Source organism: Pseudomonas sp. KH_017, assembly GCF_057840285.1.
On record NZ_CM174509.1, the window covers coordinates 1021768 to 1040490 of the forward strand.

15 protein-coding genes are annotated in these 18723 nt (G+C 61.3%); 11 read left to right on the forward strand and 4 right to left on the reverse strand.

Translation table 11 applies throughout. The features are described 5' to 3' along the window. Nucleotides 1-4: 4 nt before the first annotated feature. Nucleotides 5-910 carry a LysR family transcriptional regulator gene (locus AC3IT6_RS04615; RefSeq protein WP_489354442.1) on the reverse strand — a complete coding sequence of 302 codons (906 nt, stop codon included), beginning with the start codon at nucleotides 908-910 and terminating at the stop codon, nucleotides 5-7. Between the two features lie 102 nt (nucleotides 911-1012). On the opposite strand from AC3IT6_RS04615, the gene AC3IT6_RS04620 reads away from it, so the two are divergent. Beyond that, on the forward strand, nucleotides 1013-2188 hold the full coding sequence (locus tag AC3IT6_RS04620) for an aspartate aminotransferase family protein (protein WP_489354443.1): 1176 nt from the start codon (nucleotides 1013-1015) through the stop codon (nucleotides 2186-2188). A gap of 127 nt (nucleotides 2189-2315) precedes the next feature. On the opposite strand, the gene AC3IT6_RS04625 is transcribed toward AC3IT6_RS04620, so the two are convergent. Both AC3IT6_RS04625 and AC3IT6_RS04630 read right to left on the reverse strand, forming a co-directional pair. Beyond that, nucleotides 2316-2816 (reverse strand): P-loop NTPase family protein, encoded by a 501-nt coding sequence (locus AC3IT6_RS04625; RefSeq protein ID WP_489354444.1) that lies wholly within the window; start codon nucleotides 2814-2816, stop codon nucleotides 2316-2318. A gap of 131 nt (nucleotides 2817-2947) precedes the next feature. Continuing rightward, entirely contained in the window at nucleotides 2948-4870 is a 1923-nt protein-coding gene (locus tag AC3IT6_RS04630) for an alkaline phosphatase D family protein (protein ID WP_489354445.1), read from the reverse strand. Nucleotides 4871-5074: 204 nt separating this feature from the next. Between AC3IT6_RS04630 and AC3IT6_RS04635 the strand changes: the two genes are divergently transcribed. The 8 genes from AC3IT6_RS04635 (at nucleotide 5075) to AC3IT6_RS04670 (ending at nucleotide 14514) form a co-directional block, all read left to right on the forward strand. After that, a complete protein-coding gene (locus tag AC3IT6_RS04635; RefSeq protein WP_223448320.1) occupies nucleotides 5075-6055 on the forward strand; it encodes a quinone oxidoreductase family protein in 981 nt (326 codons plus the stop codon). Between the two features lie 13 nt (nucleotides 6056-6068). Further along, nucleotides 6069-6917: a TauD/TfdA dioxygenase family protein gene (locus AC3IT6_RS04640; RefSeq protein WP_150718989.1), complete on the forward strand. Its 849-nt coding sequence runs from the start codon at nucleotides 6069-6071 to the stop codon at nucleotides 6915-6917. 114 nt (nucleotides 6918-7031) lie between these two features. After that, entirely contained in the window at nucleotides 7032-8084 is a 1053-nt protein-coding gene (locus AC3IT6_RS04645; RefSeq protein ID WP_150727336.1) for a beta-keto acid cleavage family enzyme, read from the forward strand. 91 nt (nucleotides 8085-8175) lie between these two features. Further along, entirely contained in the window at nucleotides 8176-9507 is a 1332-nt protein-coding gene (locus AC3IT6_RS04650) for an MFS transporter (RefSeq protein ID WP_489354446.1), read from the forward strand. Then, nucleotides 9504-10166 (forward strand): DsbA family oxidoreductase, encoded by a 663-nt coding sequence (locus AC3IT6_RS04655; RefSeq protein ID WP_489354447.1) that lies wholly within the window; start codon nucleotides 9504-9506, stop codon nucleotides 10164-10166. Before AC3IT6_RS04650 ends, AC3IT6_RS04655 begins: the two co-directional genes overlap by 4 nt. Continuing rightward, nucleotides 10163-10489 carry a Rieske (2Fe-2S) protein gene (locus tag AC3IT6_RS04660; RefSeq protein WP_489354448.1) on the forward strand — a complete coding sequence of 109 codons (327 nt, stop codon included), beginning with the start codon at nucleotides 10163-10165 and terminating at the stop codon, nucleotides 10487-10489. The genes AC3IT6_RS04655 and AC3IT6_RS04660 overlap by 4 nt, the downstream gene beginning before the upstream one ends. Beyond that, nucleotides 10486-11496 (forward strand): YeiH family protein, encoded by a 1011-nt coding sequence (locus AC3IT6_RS04665; RefSeq protein WP_056728555.1) that lies wholly within the window; start codon nucleotides 10486-10488, stop codon nucleotides 11494-11496. Before AC3IT6_RS04660 ends, AC3IT6_RS04665 begins: the two co-directional genes overlap by 4 nt. A 210-nt stretch (nucleotides 11497-11706) precedes the next feature. Beyond that, nucleotides 11707-14514, forward strand: coding sequence for an RHS repeat-associated core domain-containing protein (locus AC3IT6_RS04670; RefSeq protein WP_489354449.1), 2808 nt, complete (start codon nucleotides 11707-11709; stop codon nucleotides 14512-14514). A 69-nt stretch (nucleotides 14515-14583) separates the two neighbouring features. On the opposite strand, the gene AC3IT6_RS04675 is transcribed toward AC3IT6_RS04670, so the two are convergent. Further along, a complete protein-coding gene (locus AC3IT6_RS04675; protein ID WP_489354450.1) occupies nucleotides 14584-15636 on the reverse strand; it encodes an AraC family transcriptional regulator in 1053 nt (350 codons plus the stop codon). Nucleotides 15637-15991: 355 nt separating this feature from the next. Here AC3IT6_RS04675 and AC3IT6_RS04680 point away from each other — a divergent pair, with 355 nt between their 5' ends. Beyond that, nucleotides 15992-16558 (forward strand): RBBP9/YdeN family alpha/beta hydrolase, encoded by a 567-nt coding sequence (locus AC3IT6_RS04680; protein WP_489307892.1) that lies wholly within the window; start codon nucleotides 15992-15994, stop codon nucleotides 16556-16558. A gap of 124 nt (nucleotides 16559-16682) precedes the next feature. Continuing rightward, nucleotides 16683-18686, forward strand: a complete 2004-nt coding sequence (locus tag AC3IT6_RS04685; protein WP_489354451.1) for a DUF1302 domain-containing protein — start codon at nucleotides 16683-16685, stop codon at nucleotides 18684-18686. Nucleotides 18687-18723: the final 37 nt, after the last annotated feature.

Here is an 18723-nt window from a genome sequence, read left to right on the forward strand (position 1 = left end):
CCGGCTAGTGCTTGCCCCACATCTGCACGGCGAATTCGACGAATCGCCGCAGTTTCGGCAAACGGTGGCGATCCTGGGCATAGACCAGGTGCATCGGGCGGCTGGGCGGGCAGTAGTCGGGCATCAGGGCGAGCAGCTTTCCGTCCTTGAGGTCCTGCTCGACCAGGGCGTCGGGCATCATCACGATGCCCATGCCTGTTCGCGCCGCCTGATGCAGGCCGGCCGAACTGTTGATCAGCATCGGTCCGCCGACCCCCACGCTGACTTCGCCATCGGGACCGGCCAGGCGCCATTCCTTTTGCACCGATTGCCAGTCATCCCCGGCCGGATAGGCAAAGGACAGGCAGTCGTGGAGTCGCAGGTCTTCAGGAGTCTGCGGTGTGCCTCGCCGTGCGAGATATTCCGGCGAGGCACACATGGTCAGGGTGTAGTCGATCAGCGGGCGGGCGATCAGGTTGGAGGGCTCCAGCGCCCCGAGGCGAAACGCTACATCAAGGCCGTTTTCCAGCAGATCCGGGCGTCGGTTGGTCAGGACCACGTCGAGTTTCACCCGCGGGTTTTGCCGACTGAACTCACTCAATGCCGGCGCCAGGCGTTCGGTTCCGAAGGTCAGGGGCGCGGTGATGCGCAAGATGCCGCTCGGTTCGTCCAGCGCCTGCTCGGCCAATCGCTCGGAGTCGGCCACCAACCCCAATACTTCCAGGCAGCGCTGGTAATACGCGGCGCCGAACTCGGTCAGCCGCTGGCGCCGCGTGGTGCGGTTGAGCAAGCGCACACCCAGCCGTTGCTCCAGGGCCTTGAGGTGGTTGCCGACCATGGTCGTGGACATTTCACACTGCAAGGCAGCGGCGGTCATGCTGCCGGTCTCCACCACTTTCACGTAGACGGTCATTGCCTGGAACAGATCCATTATCAAGCTCTGCTTTTAAATGATTGAAGTTTTACGGTGTTTATCCAGCTCGGGTGGCTAACCATACTGCAAAAACACCGACCCTTGCTGGAGCTTGATGTCATGACCGCCGCCTGCCTGATGAGCACTTACCAACCCTTGGCCCTGAGTTTCAACAAGGGCCTGGGCACTCGCCTGTGGGATCAGGCCGGTCGCGAATACTTGGATGCGGTCGCCGGTGTGGCAGTGACCAATGTCGGCCACTCTCACCCGAAAATCGTCGCCGCCATCACTGAACAGGCCGGGTTGCTGCTGCACACCTCGAACCTCTACAGCATCGACTGGCAACAGCGGCTGGCGCAGAAACTGACGCGGCTGGCGGGCATGGACCGGGCGTTCTTCAACAACTCCGGGGCCGAAGCCAACGAAACCGCGCTGAAAATCGCCCGGCTGCATGGCTGGCACAAGGGCATCGAGCAGCCGCTGGTGGTGGTCATGGAGAACGCGTTCCATGGCCGCACCCTCGGCACCTTGTCGGCCAGCGATGGCCCGGCGGTGCGCCTGGGTTTCAACAAGCTGCCGGGGGACTTCGTCAAAGTGCCGTTCGGCGACCTCGACGCGCTGGACAAGGTGCAACAGGCCTTTGGCTCGCGGATCGTGGCGATCCTGATGGAGCCGATCCAGGGCGAAAGCGGCGTGCAACTGGCGCCACCGGGCTATCTCAAGGCCGTGCGCGAACTGTGCAACCGGCGCTCATGGCTGATGATGCTCGATGAAATCCAGACCGGCATCGGCCGCACCGGCCAGTGGTTCGCGTTCCAGCACGAAGGCATCGTCCCGGACGTCATGACCCTGGCCAAGGGCCTGGGCAACGGCGTGCCCATCGGCGCGTGCCTGGCCCGTGGCAAGGCAGCCGAACTCTTCACGCCGGGCAGCCACGGCAGCACCTTCGGCGGTAATCCGCTGGCCTGCCGGGTCGGATGCACCGTGCTGGATATCGTTGAAGAACAAGGCCTGCTGGAAAACGCCCGGCTTCAGGGAGAGCGCCTGCTCGAAAGATTGCGCACAGAACTGGCGGGCAACCCGAACGTCTCGCAAATCCGCGGCCAAGGCCTGATGATCGGCATCGAACTCAAGCAACCGATCCGCGACCTGAGCCTGATCGCCGCCCGGGATCACGGCTTGCTGATCAACGTCACGCGGGGCAAGACCATCCGCCTGCTACCGCCGCTGACCATTGATGAGCGGGAGGTGGAAATGATTGTCAGAGGGGTGAATTGCGTGGTGAAAGAGGTTTGAAATACTCACCTTGGGCACCGCAAAACCTGTGGGAGCGAGCCTGCTCGCGATGACGATTGCACAGTCAACATCGTTGTTGGCTGAAAGTACGCTATCGCGAGCAAGCTCGCTCCCACAGGTTTGCGTCCTAACTGATCGGTATTCTTCCGACTTCTGAAGCGAAGTCGGTGATTTCCTTCCGATCCATCAGTTGAATCCTGGATCCGGCAAACCCTTCGAACAACCGCTGATGCGCGGCAAAGCCACTTGAATCATCACGGGTGCGATAGCTGCCAGCCCATTCCAGCATTGCAGCCAGCCGTTCGTCATCGTTGGCTTCTCGCCGGCGAATGTTGGCAACGCAATCAACGTCATCAATACACAACCAGATCAACGCGGTGGCGCGGCGGCGGATTTCGCTGACGATCCAGCCGTAAACCCCTTCGATCAGCCAGCGCTCTTCATCGGCCGCGATCCGCGCCATGCCCAGTGCCTGTGAACGGGAACGGGCGATGCTGTGCTCGTCCGACAGCCAGTGAATCGAATCCAGATCGAGCCATGGCACTTGCAGGTGTCCGGCCATTCTTTCGGCCAGCCAACTCTTTCCTGAGCCGGAGTTGCCGATGATCAGGGTTCGGGTGAGGTCCATGAGCGACTCCGATCAATTGTGGGAGCGAGCTTGCTCGCGATGACGGTGTGACAGTCACCACTAAAGTGACTGACAGATTGCAATCGTCGGTACGCCGCCCGGAGCAAGCGCGCTCCCACAGTTTTTTGTGATCACTCGTCGCTTTCGGGCGCCACCATCCGTGTCTTCGGCGAGCCATTGGAGTTGTGCTGAAAAATGTCCTGCGGCTGACCTTTTTCATTAAAGAACACCTGCCCGATCCCCGCTGAATTCCAAAGCCGCTCACCCGCTTCAGCATGCTCCGGAACATGCGGCACGATGCGCATGCGTCGACGCTTTGTCAGCCAGTTCAGCGGTGAGCGTGGCGAGTACAGCCAGCGGTTGAGGCGGTCGAACCACTCAAGCAGGGTGGCGGGGAATTCGTTCTTGATGCCGCTGCTGGTGATCTGCCAGATGCGTGGCCCGGCCTTGCGGTGGCGGATCAGCACTTCGTAGACGAAGGAATAATGCACATCGCCCGACAGCACCACGTAGTTACCCGGCGTGCGCGAGTGGCGAAAAATGTTCAGGATCACCTGTGCCGCGCCGCGATGGGCCATCCAGTTTTCCGCGTCCACCAGCAGTGGAAAACCGCACCAGCTGAATACCCGCTGCACGGTTTCAATCAGCTTGACGCCGAAGATCGGCGCGGGCGAAACGATGATCGCACTCGGGTGGTCCAGCAGTTCCTGTTGCAGTTCGCTGAGGGCTTCCCAGTCGAGCAAACCGGAAGGCTGCTTGAGGTTCATTTCGCTGCGCCAGCGCCGGGTGCGGGTGTCGATCACCACCATGGCCGGGGTGGTCGGCAGCACGTAATGCCAGTGCTGAAACTTCAGCAGATCACTGATCAAATCATCCTGAACCGTGCTGTCGAGGTGACTCTGGTGAGTGCTGGCGCTCAACGCACCGGCCTTTTTCAGCGCGGCAGTGAACGCATCTGGATTGTTGCCCCAGCCCTGGCACAACATATACGCCAGCAACGCATTGCCGATGATGCGCCGGGAGAACGGATGGCCGTAGGCCGTTTCCTCCCATTGCGCGGAAAGGTTCCAGTCATCGGTGATGTCGTGGTCGTCGAAAATCATCAGCGTCGGCAGATGCGCCAGCGCCCGCGCGACGTTGCCAAGGCCTGCCTTGAAGGCATCGATGCGCGTCTGTTCAAGGGTGTAGCGCTTGAGCCGTTCCGGCGTCAGTGTCGGTGCCTGGGGCGCGATCAGGGTCCAGGGCACTGGCGACCAGACCAGCACATACATGGCCATGACTTCGGCGAAGGTCACCAGGTGATTGTCGGCGCTGCTGCTGGTGAAAATCGGCTTGCGCGCGCCACCGAAAAATCGCTCGCGCAGGGTTTCATTGCTTTGCAGTGCCGGCAGCAGATCCGCGCGGTGGTAGTAACTGGCCGGATGCTCGTAGAGCCTGGCGCTGTCGCTGACCACCGCGCCTTCGAGGTGTTCCCCGAACAGGCCCAGGCGCTCGATCAAGGCGTGAATCGCCCGCAACATCGGCCCCGCGACATCGTCGGCGTACACCTGATCACCCGTCATCATCAGCAGTGCCGGGCGGTCCTTCGCGGCGTGTTCCTGCGCCAGCAACCGGTCGACGCACAGCAAGCCGTCTGTCGCCGGGTGATGAGGCTTGCGGCAAGAGCCGTGCAGCAACTGGTCGACCCGTGCGCGCAGGACGAAGTTCGGGCAACGGGCGTTGCCATACAGCAGGTGCGGCGCCCAGTCAGCGATGCCTTGTTCTGTGCCATCGATCAGCAGGTCATAGTCGATCGATTCATCGCAGGGTAGGGCGCCATCGAGTTGCACATCGATCAAGTGCACAAAGGCATGGGCACCCACTGCAATCACCGTGCATTGCCCGGCATCGAGACGGATATCGCCGACGCCCTGCAAGCGCAAGGTCAGTGTCAGCGCCCGGGAACCCACCAGCCACAGCACCAGCCGCGTGGGCTCCAGACGCCGCAACAGCGGGCCGGCCAGGACTGGCGGCAGGGCTTGGTGATCGTCGGGCAGTGGCAGCGTGTCGGACATCCGGGTTCAAGACTCTTGGGGCGTGGAAGCGGGCGATGATAGCGCAGGTGGCGGTGGGACCGGCTAGACGATCCCGTTTCCGCCTGTCACCAAATGAAAAGCCATTGTCGTCTGATGAGAAGCGTCCCGACAGGCCTCGTCCTACAGTCCAATCAGCGCAATTCGATGCAACACGCCCATATTGCAGATTGGAGAATAAGAAAAATGGCCAAAGCCGTACGCTTCTACGAAACCGGTGGTCCCGAAGTTCTACGTTATGAGGACGTCGAAGTCGGCGAACCCGGTCCGGGTCAGGTTCGCCTTCGTCATGTGGCGGTTGGCCTGAACTATGCCGACACCTACTTCCGCAACGGCACCTACCCGATTCCGATGCCCAACGGCATGGGCGTCGAGGCCTCTGGCGTAGTCCAGGCCGTTGGTGAAGGGGTTACCAACGTCGAGGTCGGTGATCGTGTCACCTATACCGGTTTCCTCAACACCCTCGGCGCCTACAGCACCGAGCGCCTGATCCCGGCCGCGCCGCTGATCAAGCTGCCGGAAACCATCAGCTTCGAGACCGCTGCCGCGATGACCATGCGCGGTTTGACGTCCTCCTACTTGATGCGCCGCATCTACGACTTCAAACCGGGCGACAGCATCCTGTTGCATGCCGCCGCTGGCGGTGTCGGTTTGATCGTTTCGCAGTGGGCCAAACTGCTGGGCTTGAACGTGATCGGCACGGTTTCGACCGAGCAAAAAGCGGAAATCGCCCGGGCTCACGGTTGCGACCATACGATCAATTACAGCCATGAAGACGTCGCCGCTCGCGTTCGCGAACTGACCGATGGCGTGGGCGTCAACGTGGTGTTCGACAGCGTTGGCAAGAACACCTTCATGGGTTCGCTGGATTCGTTGAAACCCCGTGGCCTGATGGTCTGCGTGGGTACCGCATCCGGACCGATCCCGGCGTTCGATCCGGTGATGCTGGCGATGAAAGGTTCGCTGTACCTGACCCGTCCGGCCCTGGCCAACTACATCAGCGACCCTGCGGAAAAAGCCGCGCTGGCTGGCGAGTTGTTCGACCACGTCGGCAGCGGCCGGATCAAGATCGAGATCAACCAGCACTACGCCTTGCAGGATGCCGTGCAGGCCCATCGCGACCTTGAATCTCGCAAGACTACCGGTTCGTCGATTTTCGTCATTTAAGGAGCAGCCAGCCATGAAAGTCGAACAATTGACCTGCAGCATTGGCGCCGAACTGATCGGCGTCAACCTGGCCGACGCGGTGCATGACGACGGTCTGTTTGCCGAGATTCGTGCCCAGTTGCTCAAGCACCGCGTGGTGTTCCTGCGTGACCAGGACATCACCCGCGCCGAGCACGTGGCCTTCGCCCGACGCTTCGGCGAGCTGGAAGATCATCCGGTGGCCGGCAGCGATCCGGATCATCCGGGGTTGGTGCGAATCTACAAGAATCCGGACCAGCCGATGGACCGCTACGAAAACGCCTGGCACACCGACGCCACCTGGCGCGAGGCGCCGCCGATGGGCTGCGTGCTGCGTTGCGTGGAATGCCCGCCAGTGGGCGGCGACACCATGTGGACCAACATGGTCCAGGCCTATGCGAACTTGCCGGAAGACGTAAAGGTCAAGATCGCCGACCTGCGTGCCCGCCACAGCATCGAAGCGAGCTTCGGTGCCGCCATGCCGATTGAAAAACGCCTGGCGCTCAAGGCGATGTACCCGGACGCCGAACACCCGGTGGTGCGCACCCATCCGGAAACCGGCGAGAAGGTGCTGTTCGTCAACGCCTTCACCACCCATTTCAGCAACTACCACACCCCCGAGCGGGTGCGCTTCGGTCAGGACGCCAACCCCGGCGCCGGCGAGTTGCTGCGCTACCTGATCAGCCAGGCGTACATCCCTGAGTATCAGGTGCGCTGGCGCTGGAAGCCCAACAGCATTGCCATCTGGGACAACCGCAGTACCCAGCACTACGCCGTCATGGATTACCCGCCGTGCCATCGCAAGATGGAGCGCGCCGGGATTATCGGCGACAAGACGTACTGATCGAACGTCACCTGTATTCGCACTCGCAGCATTCGCACTCGTAAACACGTCTGCCCGGCACGACCCCGGGTGGGCGGGACAATCATAAGAACTGGCATAAGAACTGGAGTAACCATGCAATTCTTCGACGATTCCCTGCACCCGGAAAACATGGAAAAAGTAGTCATTACCGTGGCCCCGTACGGCCCGGAATGGATGCCTGAAGACTTCCCGGAAGACATCCCGTTGACCATGGATGAGCAAGTCCAGAAAGCGGTCGAATGCTATGAAGCCGGCGCCACCGTGCTGCACCTGCATGTGCGTGAACTGGACGGCAAGGGCTCCAAGCGCCTGTCGAAGTTCAACGAGCTGATCGCCGGTGTGCGTGAAGCCGTGCCAGACATGATCATCCAGGTCGGCGGTTCGATTTCCTTCGCCCCGGAAAGCGATGGCGAAGCGGCCAAGTGGCTGTCCGACGACACCCGCCACATGCTGGCCGAGCTGACGCCGAAACCGGATCAGGTCACGGTGGCGATCAACACCACCCAGATGAACATCATGGAGCTGCTGTATCCGGAATACCTGGAAGGCACCTCCCTGGCCAACCCGATGACCCAGGCTGCCTATAGCGAGATGACCGTACCGGCAGGCCCGGCCTGGGTTGCCGAGCACCTCAAGCGCCTGATGGACAACGGCATCCAGCCACACTTCCAGCTGACCGGCATGCACGCCATGGAAACCCTCGAGCGCCTGGTGCGCAGGGGCATCTACAAGGGCCCGCTGAACCTGACCTGGATCGGCATCGGCGGCGGTTTCGATGGCCCGAACCCGTTCAACTTCTTCAACTTCATCCACCGCGCGCCGGACGGTTGCACCCTGACCTCCGAATCGCTGCTGAAAAACGTCATGCCGTTCAACACCATGTCGATGGCCATGGGCATGCACCCGCGTGTGGGCAACGAAGACACTATCATTGACCACAAGGGCGACCGTTTCGGCTCGGTGGCACAGATCCAGCAAACCGTGCGCATTGCCCATGAACTGGGCCGTGAAATCGCCACCGGCAAAGAAGCCCGCGAGATTTACCGCATCGGCGTGCAGTACGAAACCATCGAGGAAACCCTGTTGGCCAACGGCATGGCCCCCAACCGCAAGGCTGGGCAGAAAGGTGTGCCGCAACGCGGCTGACCTGTAGTCGGGGACGAGAGGCCGTGACCTCTCGTCCACCGCACTGCAAACGCTTGATAACAACAATAAAACAAAGCTTTGAGGAGGCTGCATGGCCTTTCACCCAATCGCCGCCGACGATGACGACGCAGGTTGCGTCGGCGTTGCGCGCCAATATGCCTGGATCGTCTTTGCACTGACGTTCGGCCTGTTGATTTCCGATTACATGTCGCGTCAGGTGCTGAACGCGGTATTCCCGTTGCTCAAGACTGAGTGGGCGTTGAGCGACGGACAGCTGGGTTTGCTCAGCGGCATCGTTGCCCTGATGGTCGGCCTGCTGACGTTTCCCCTGTCGTTGCTGGCTGACCGTTTCGGCCGGGTCAAGAGCCTGGCGCTGATGGCGTTCCTGTGGAGCGTGGCGACCCTGGGTTGCGCGTTGGCCCAGGACTACCAGCAGATGTTCATCGCGCGATTCATGGTCGGCGTCGGCGAAGCCGCCTACGGCAGCGTGGGCATCGCCGTGGTGATCTCGGTGTTCCCCAAACACATGCGCGCCACCCTGGCCAGCGCCTTCATGGCTGGCGGCATGTTCGGTTCGGTGTTGGGCATGGCTTTGGGCGGTGCGATTGCCGCCAAGCTGGGCTGGCGCTGGTCGTTCGCCGGCATGTCGCTGTTTGGCCTGGTGCTGGCGATGCTTTATCCGCTCATCGTCAAGGAAGCGCGCATTGCGCCACAACGTGCCGCGCAGATTGCGAACAAGACGGCTGCCGCGGTCAAGCGTCCGCTGCGCACGCTGTGGTCCAGCCGTTCGGTGGTCGCGACCTACGTCGCCAGCGGTTTGCAGTTGTTCGTCGGCGGTACGGTGATGGTGTGGATTCCCAGCTACCTCAACCGCTACTACGACATGCCCACCGACAAGGCCGGTGGCATGGCGGCGATCATCGTGTTGTGCAGCGGCGCGGGGATGATCCTGTGCGGCATGCTCAGTGACCGCCTGTGTCGGAACTCGCCGGAGCGCAAGGTCAGCCTGGCCATTGGTTTTTGCCTGGGCAGTTGCCTGCTGCTGTCGGCAGCGTTCGCATTGTCGGCAGGGCCTGTGCAACTGGCGCTGATCTGTCTGGGCATGGCGATTGCCACCGGCACCACTGGCCCCGCCGGTGCGATGGTTGCCAACCTGACCCATTACTCCGTCCACGGTACGGCGTTCGCCACGCTGACCCTGGCCAATAACCTGCTGGGGCTGGCACCCGGGCCGTTCCTGACTGGCCGTGTGTCCGACCTCATCGGCCTGCATGCCGCGTTTCAACTGGTGCCACTGGTCAGCCTCGCGGCGGCAGCGGTGTTCTTTTATGCCAAGTGTCATTACCACAAAGATATCGCCCGGCTTGAGGGTCAGAGCGTGCCTGAGCCCGTCAGTGCAGCCGGGATAGAGGTGAAGTTGTGAGTCGTCGTTTACGTATTGATGTGTTTTTCGATTTTATCTGCCCCTGGTGCCTGATCGGCAAACGCCAACTGGAGCATGCGCAGGTGCAGTTTCGCAGTCGCTACCCGGATGTGCAGATCACCACGGTGTGGCATGGCGTGCAGCTTTTGCCTCAGATACCGGTAGAAGGTGAACCCTTCGCCGATTTCTACCGCAAGCGTCTGGGCAATGCCGACGCAATGACCATGCGCCAGAAACAGGTACAGCAGGCTGCCGGGGCGGTTGGACTGGCCATCGACCTCAGCCGTATCGAGACGATGCCCAACACCGCCGACGCCCATCGCTTGTTCGAGCGTGCCAGCGCATTGGGCAATGCCAGTCAGCGTGAAATGTTGCTCGAACGACTGTTCGCCGCTTATTTCCTGAGACGCGAAAACCTCGGTTGCCGTGAGACCTTGCTTGCCATTGCCCGCTCCTGCGGCGTCGCCCCGGACGGGGTACTCGATTGCCTGAAGGGCGATGCCACGCCGTTTGAAGGATCTCCCGGCGCGAGCAGTGGCGTGCCGAGTTTTCAGTTCGACCGCCGCATGACGGTCGTGGGCGCGCAACCTGCCGAGGCATTGCTCGCAGCCATGAGCCAGGCACTGAAAGACAGTGATCGCGAGCGGCAGCCAGCATGACCCGGCGCATTCCCGTGCCAGCCGGCAAGCACCCGCAGGCCGGTGGCCGAGCGTTGTACGAGTTCGAAGACAAAAGCCTGGCGTTGTTCAACGTCGACGGGCAGCTGTTTGCCATCGACGACAGCTGCCCGCATCAGGGCGCCTCGTTGTGTGGCGGGCGTCTTGAGGGGCGGGTGATTCAATGCTGCGCCCATGGCCTGCGCTTCGATTTACGCAGCGGCTACATGCTCAATTCCACCCTGGTCAAAGTCACCAACTACCCGGTCGAGATCATCGACGGCCAGGCGTTTATCGTCATCGCATCCGAGGAGTCCGCGCCATGAGCGCCATTGCTCTCACCCGTATCCACACTCGCACGCGCGAACTGGCACCGGGGCTTATCGTCAGTCTGATCGTTGCAGCTGCCGCATCGTTCTTGTCCGAGCACTACGGTGCGCCGGTCATGCTGTTTGCCTTGCTGCTGGGCATGGCCCTGAATTTTCTCGCCGATGACGGCCCCTGCAAGGCCGGCATCGAGTTCACCGCCCGCACCGTGCTGCGCATCGGTGTGGCGTTGCTGGGCATGCGCATCACTCTGGAGCAAATGGCGGCGCTGGGCTGGAAGCCGATTGCGCTGGTGGTGATCCTGGTGGTGGTGACCATCAGCGTGTCTGTGATCGCCGCCAAGGCCCTGGGCTTCCAGCGCCTGTTCGGTATGCTCACCGGCGGCGCGACGGCCATCTGTGGCGCCTCGGCGGCCCTGGCACTGGCGGCGGCACTGCCGAACCATCCGCAGAAAGAGCGGGCGACCCTGTTCACAGTGATTGGCGTGTCGGCGCTGTCGACTCTGGCGATGATCGTCTACCCGATGATCGCCAACTGGCTGGAGTTGTCGCCGCAGGTGGCGGGCGTGTTCCTCGGCGCCACGATCCACGACGTGGCCCAGGTGGTCGGCGCCGGCTACAGCATGTCGACCGAGACCGGCGACACGGCCACGGTGGTCAAGCTGATGCGCGTTGCGATGCTGCTGCCGGTGATCGTCACCGCGGCGATGATCACCCGCATGCAAGGCGCCGATCCGACCGGCAAGCGCCCGCCGCTGTTGCCGTGGTTCGCCGTCGGCTTTCTGATTCTGGCCTGTATCAACAGCACCGGATGGATTGCGCCTGCGGTGCAAGGCTCGGTCAACGAACTGTCGCGCTGGTGCCTGGTGATTTCCATCAGTGCCCTGGGCATGAAGACCCGGCTCAAGGAGCTGGCGGCGGTCGGGATCAAACCGATTCTGCTGATGGTCGGGGAGACGGTGTTCCTGGTCGTGCTGGTGCTCTTGTTGCTGCGCTGGGGGCTCTGAACGCGTCACACCCTTACGTTTTATGGCAGGGCTGCACGGCGTTGACTCCTCATGCCGTGGGGCTCCAGACCGGTGCTACAAGCACCGGTCTTTCGCGGCGACTGTACCAGCAGTCGCCGTTTTTTTATGGCGGTCAATCAAGGGTTTTTTCCACCAACCTGTAATTTCTGACAGTAGACGCTAGCCGACAGCGAATGCTATCCAGAGCCTATGAACAATCCCGGTGTGCACCACGCAACACCCACCCTCGCGGTCATGGATCCGCGAGGGCTCGCTGTGCGCGGCGTGGGCTACTGGCGTGCGCAGACTGGGCAAGCGCCGCAGGCGCGGGTCACGCGGAAGGTGTTTGATGCGGCGGGGCGAGGGGTTGAGCAGTGGGATGCGCGGTTGTCGAAACCGGCGCTGGAGCATCACTACAGCCTGAACGGGCAGACGCTCGCGACAGACAGCGTCGATGCCGGCTGGCGTGTTTCGTTGTGGGGGCAAGCGGAAAAAAACCTGAGCCTTTGGGACAGTCGCGGCACGCGGCAGGACCATGAATACGACACGTCGCTGCGTCCAACGGCGGTGATGGAACAGGCGCGGGGTGAGCCGGTGCGGGTGGTCGAACGCTTCGAGTATGGCACCGCCGAAATTGAGGTTGGCAATCAGTGTGGTCGGTTGATTCGCCACGACGACCCGGCCGGCACCCGGCATATGCCCGAGTACGATGTGCTGGGGCTGGCACGGAGTGAAATCAGCCACTTTCTCACTGAGTTGGGCACGCCCGATTGGCCGCTGGACGAGTCGGCACGTGAGGCACTACTTGAATCCGGGATGGGGTTCGAGAGTCGCTGGGCCTACAACCCCGCCGGGGATTTGCTGCGCCTTACCGACGCCAACGGCCACCGTCGGCGCTTCAGCTACAGCGTGGCGGGCCAGCTCAAGGCCGGTTGGCTGCTACCGGCGAATAGCCCCGCGCCGGGACAGTGCCTGGTGCACGACATCTGCTACAACCCGAGCGATCAGGTCGAACGGGAAACCGCGGGCAATGGCGTGGTGACTGAGGCCGAGTACGCACCCAACGACGGGCGTTTGCTGCGCTTGGCCGCCGGATTGCCCGGCGCGTCACCCTTGCAGGATCTGCGTTATGAAGTCGACGCGGTCGGCAATATCCTTGAGATTGACGACCGCGCGCTGCCCGTGCGTTTCCATAAGAACCAACTGGTCGAGGCACGGCGCACCTTCGGCTATGACAGCCTCGGCCAGTTGATCAGCGCCACCGGCTGGGAAGCCGAGCAAGCCGTTTCTTATCCAATCGCCCATTACCGCACCTCGAGCGACGCCAACGTCGTGGTGAACTACCGCGAGGACTACGCCTACGACTCCGCTGGCAACATGACCGAACTGCGGCACCTCGGCGCGCAGCCATACACCCGGCGCTGGGCCGTCGACCCGAACAGCAATCGCAGCCTGCTTGAGGATGACCAGCCGCCGGATTTCGATAGCCACTTCGACCGCAATGGCAACCTGCGCTTTCTGCAGCGCGGCCAAGCCATGACCTGGGATTGGCGCAACCAACTCGCCAGCGTTTCGCCGGTACAACGCGAAAACGAAGCCGACGACACCGAACGCTACCTCTACGGCGGCGGAGGCAAACGCCTGCGCAAAGTCCGCACCGCCCTGACCGACGTTCGAACCGTAACCACCGAAGTGCGCTACCTGCCGGGGTTGGAAATCCACTTTCGCAACGGCACCCCGACGCACCAGGCACTCGACCTGGAGGCCGGACGCAATCGGGTGACATGGCTGCAAGGGCCGCACGCGCCTGCGTTTGCGTTGCGCTACCACCTGACCGACCATTTGGGCTCCGGCACGCTGGAACTGGATGAACAGGCCAATGTGCAAAGCCGCGAAGCGTATTACCCGTTCGGCGGCACGGCGTGGGAGGACCACCGCGATCAGAGTGGCGCCTGGAAAACCCTTCGTTACTCGGGCAAGGAGCGGGATGCCACCGGGTTGTATTACTACGGGTATCGCTACTTTGCGCCATGGTTGAGCCGCTGGATCAACCCCGACCCGGCGGGGGCGGTGGATGGGTTGAATTTGTATGGGTTTATCGGGAATTCGCCGGTGAGTTTCGCTGACAGCGATGGGCGGATGAAGGTGTCTGTCGCAGATTTTTTAGCCACTGACGGAGAGTTGCGCAGCAGAGATGAATTGGCGTCGGATAATCGACAGGTCATGTGGAGTTTGATCGCAGAAGAACTCCAATCGGACACCGCTCCATTAGCACCGTCGGCCATTATCGAAAATTTCGAAGTCGACTCCCAAGCGTCTGTGAGTTCCATCGAGTCTGAGGCAGGGTTGTTATCGTTTGCAGGCTTGGCAGGGGATCAGGAAGCACCTTCAGGTCTGGAGGAAATAGAGTTGGCTCCACTGACAACGGGCGCTCCGTCGTCTTCCGTCCCCGGCCCGTCGGGTGTCTCATCTGGAGTGCAAAACCCACATACCTGTCCCATCTGCGACAAAGTCTATCGACACAAAGGAAACCTTAACCAACATTTGAGAATACATACCGGTGAGAGGCCTTACGCTTGTACAGACCCGAATTGTAAAAAAAAATTTACGACGACCACAGCCCGGACTCAACATATTCGAACGCATACCGGCGAGAAGCCTTTTGCCTGTAGATATCCGGAATGCAGCAAAGCGTTTACCGCATCGGGTGATTTGAAATCACATCTTCGAATGCATACCGGCGAGCGTCCCTACCACTGCACGGCACCGAGATGTAACGCGGCGTTCAAGCAGCAAGGGGGACTCTCTCTCCATCTTCGAACGCATTCTGACGAGCGGCCCTATCACTGTGGGATAGATGGATGTAACGCAAAATTTAGATTTGCGCATCACCTCACTTCACATCGTCAAGTGCATACTGGCAAGCGACCTTATAGCTGCGACGAACTGAACTGTAATGCGACATTTACGCAGTCGGGACACCTAGGTCGACATCGTCGAAAACATCATCCTGTTTAGACTTTTTCAATATCGCGACCGAGTGAGGCGCGAAGTAAGAGGTGCCGAGATTCCGATTGTCCTGCCGAATCAGAGCTCTTTTGGACCAATCTGGCCCGCAGCATCCACCTGAACTTTCACAGCCCCCTGCTTCTGCGCCCGCCAACTCGCCGGCGGCATCCCAAACTGGCTGATAAACCACCGCGTAAACGAACTCGCCATCGAATAGCCAAGCATGTCGGCAATCCGGCTCAGCGGATAATTCGGATTATCCAGATAACGCAGCACCAGGTCGCGGCGCACGTCGTTGATCACGTCGTTGAACGCACAGCCATCGTCCTTGAGGCGGCGTTGCAGGGTGCGCACGTTCATGCCCTGGCTCTGGGCCACCTGCTCGATGGTGGCGCGCCCCATGGGCAACAGCAGGTAGATGGCCTTGCGCACCTCGAAGAGCATCGAGGCGCCTTCGTGGTTCTGCAGCGAGTCGAGGTAGCTCTGGGCGTAGCGGGCCATGGCCGGGTCGGCGTTGGGGTTGGTCACGTCGAGGCTGACGTCAGGGCAGACGATGCCGTTGAATTCGCTGCCGAACTCCAGGTTGCAGCCGAACAGCCGGCGGTGCAGGTGCAGGTTGTCCGGTGGCTGGTGCATGAAGTTGACGCTGTAGGGATGCCAGTGTGAGCCCAGCAAGGCCGAGCACAGCCGGAACATCACGCCGATGGCCAGCTCCGTGGCCTGGCGGCTGGGCATCGGCGATTCGGTGACCACCTCTTCGCGAATGATCACCATCTTGCCGGCCTCTTCAATGAAGATCGCCAGCGAGTCGTTCATCAGGTGCCGGTAATCCACCACGACCTGCAAGGCATCGCGCAGGGTGCGCTGGTGGCTGAGCAGCAGGCTGACCACGCCGAAGTCCGAGAGCTGGCGCGACTCGGCCATGCTCAGGCCGAAGGTCTGGCAGCCGCTGGCGGTGGCCGAGTCTTCCAGCAAGCGGACGGCGGCATCGATCTGGATACGGTGTTCAGGGGCTTGCAGTTGGGCCCTGCTCAGGCCGACAGCGGCCAGCACGTCGCGCGGGTTGAAACCCAGGTACTGGGTGACCTCCAGGTAGTTGGTCAAGACGGCGGCGCGAACAAGCTTGGTCATGCAAAGTCTTCCCTGGGCCGATGGCGGTTGGCGTGAGCGTGGCGACTATATCCAGCGTATCAACAGTTGAACAGTTGTCATGTCGTTGATGGATTTCATGCTGTCCGGTCACCAGTCCTCTACGCTGCATGGAGCCATCAGCGCTCATCCGTTGATTACAGTGACCTTGCGCCAACCTGCGGGATTTTTCGACCAACGGTCGCGTTGTCCTGGTGTCCTACAATTTGTCATCAAAAGAAAAGTGCCTGACGTCCAATGTAAAGCGCTTCGGGTGGGCGCTCTTTAATGTCGACCCTACAAAAAGCCTCTGGCGAAAACAGCCAGTCGAGTTATCGAGAAAGCGAAGGTGCTGACCGTGGACAAACTGCAAACTGCCGCCACCATTCTGATCGTTCCGGGTCTGCGCGAGCACGTGGCCGAACATTGGCAAACTTTGCTTGCAGCCAGGCTGAGCAACGTGCGCAGTGTGGCGCCGCTGGAGACCGACAAGCTCGATTGCATGGCCCGTGTGCGGGCGATTCAACACGAACTCGAACAGATCGACGGCCCCGTGATTCTGGTGGCCCACAGCGCCGGCGTGCTGATGGTCGCGCACTGGGCGGCGCACTACAGCCGTCCGATCAAGGGCGCCTTGCTGGCCGCGCCACCGGACCTCGATGCGGTCTGGCCGTCAAACTATCCATCGTCCGAAACCCTGCGTAGCCAGGGCTGGAATCCTCTGCCACAAGGCCCGCTGCCATTTCGCAGCATCGTGGCCGGCAGCACCAACGATCACCTTGCCAGTCTGCCTGCGGTCACCCGCATGGCAGAAGGCTGGGGCGCCGAATTGCTCAATCTGGGCGATGTCGGCCATCTCAATCCGGCCGCAGGATTTGGCCATTGGCAGCAAGCTGAAGCACTTATCCAGGAGCTGGATCGCTAGTACAAGGAGCTGGACTGGCAGTACGCCAACCGGCATTTGCCCTCATTCCTTAAACGCAAACCCGAAGAGGCTTGCGCGAGGGCGGCTGCGCTTAAAACAAAGACAAAAAGGCGGAGACAACGCAATGCACAACAATAAGAGTCACGGCTTCACCGCTCCACGCTGCACCTTGCTGGCCTCAGCCATTCTTGCGGCAACCGTACCGGTGGCCCATGCGGCCGAGATCGAGACGGGGAATCCGGACTGGAACGTACGCGTGGATAACACCATCAAGTACAACTACGGCGTGCGCACCGAAAGTGCCGACAAACGCATGTTGGCAACGCCGAACAACAACGACGGCGACTACAACTTCCGCAAGGCCGGTACCAACATTACCAACCGTATCGACCTGTTGACCGAAATGGACGTGGTCTACAAGAACGCCATGGGCTTTCGCGTCAGCGCCGCCAGCTGGTACGACAAGGCCTATGACAACACCGGTTCCAATTCCAACCCGTTCGTCAACGGCAACGATGCGCGTTCGGGCTTGATTGCCAACGACCCGCGCCTGGCCGGGGTCACCCGTGACAACGTCGGCAATGGCAGCCCGCACCTGAGCAACTATGCCCAGCGCTACTACAGCGGTCCTTCGGGCGAAATCCTCGATGCCTTCGTGTTCTACAGCACCGAAGTGGGCGAGGAATCGATGTTCAGCGCCAAGGCCGGTCAGCACAACGTGTTCTGGGGCGAGACCATTCTCAACCCGGTGCACTCGGTCAGCTACGGCCAGTCCGGCCTCGACCTGGCCAAGCTTGCCGCGTCGCCGGGTACCGAGGCCAAGGAACTGTTCGTTCCGCGTAACCAGTTGTCGATGTCGTTCACCGTCAATCCCGAGCTGACCGTGGGTGCCCAGTATTTCCTGAATTGGGATGCCGCGCGTCTGCCGGAAGCGGGCACCTATTACGGTGGTTCCGATCTGGTCGGCTTCGGCGCGCAATCGTTCCTGTTGGGCAACACCAACGCCGTGGTACCGGGCAGCCCGCTGGGTTGTGGCCTGGCGCCGTGCAACGCCTTGACCAATGTGCGTCGTGGCAAGGACCTGACGCCGCATGACAGCGGCGACTGGGGCATCATGGCCAAATGGTCGCCGGCCTGGCTGGATGGCACCCTCGGCGTTTACTACCGCGAAACCTCGGAAATCCTGCCGCAAGCCTGGCTGGACGCCAGGGGCATTACCTCGGCCAATCCGAACGGCACCCGTCCGGCAGGGCAAGTGCCTGCGGTGATCAACACCCTCAATTCGCTGGACACCGCCACCTATCAACTGGCCTATGCCGACAACATCAAGATCCTTGGCCTGAGCTTGTCCAAGGACGTGGGTGGAATCAGCGTGGGTTCGGACCTGAACGTCCGTCACAACATGCCGCTGGCCAGTATCCCGGCGATCGTCAGTACCCGCAGCCCGCTGGGCCTGGGTCAAGGGCTTGGTCTGCTGCCTGCACGTACGGACGCCACCGGTGTGGTCTATGACACCCCGAGCCGTGGCGACAGCATGAGCGCCACCGGTGACACCCTGCACTGGACGCTCAACGGTCTGATGACCCTGCCGAAAACGCCGGTGTTCGACCAGGCAACTGTGCTTGCCGAGCTGTACTACAGCAACCTGCTCAAGCTCGATGGCAAGAACGAAGCGCTCTACAAGGGCAAGGGCAGCTATCGCGGCATCGACGCGCCGACTCGGGACAACTGGGGTCTGGCCGTCAACTTCACACCGACCTGGTACCAGGTATTCCCGGGTGTCGATCTCAACGCGCCGATGTCGGTCAACGTCGGTCTCGACGGCGTATCGCCGGTCTCCGGTGGCGGTGCCAAGGACACCGGTAACTATGCCGTGGGCGTCGGTGCCGTTGTGTACAACAAATACTTTGTCGACCTGAAGTACGTGGACTCCTTTGGTCAAACCGACAAGTGCAACACCAGCGGTGTGAGTACCGGCCCGACCGGCGGTGACGGCTCCACCCCGAACGCCTTTAGCGGCAACGAAAACTACGCCTGCTTCGCTGGCGGCTACTCGTCCTTCTCCGGCGGTGGTGCCACGACTGAGGACCGTGGCGCCGTGTACCTGACGATGAAAACTACATTCTGATTCACCACTGATTTGCTCAATGCAAGCAGGAGAATAA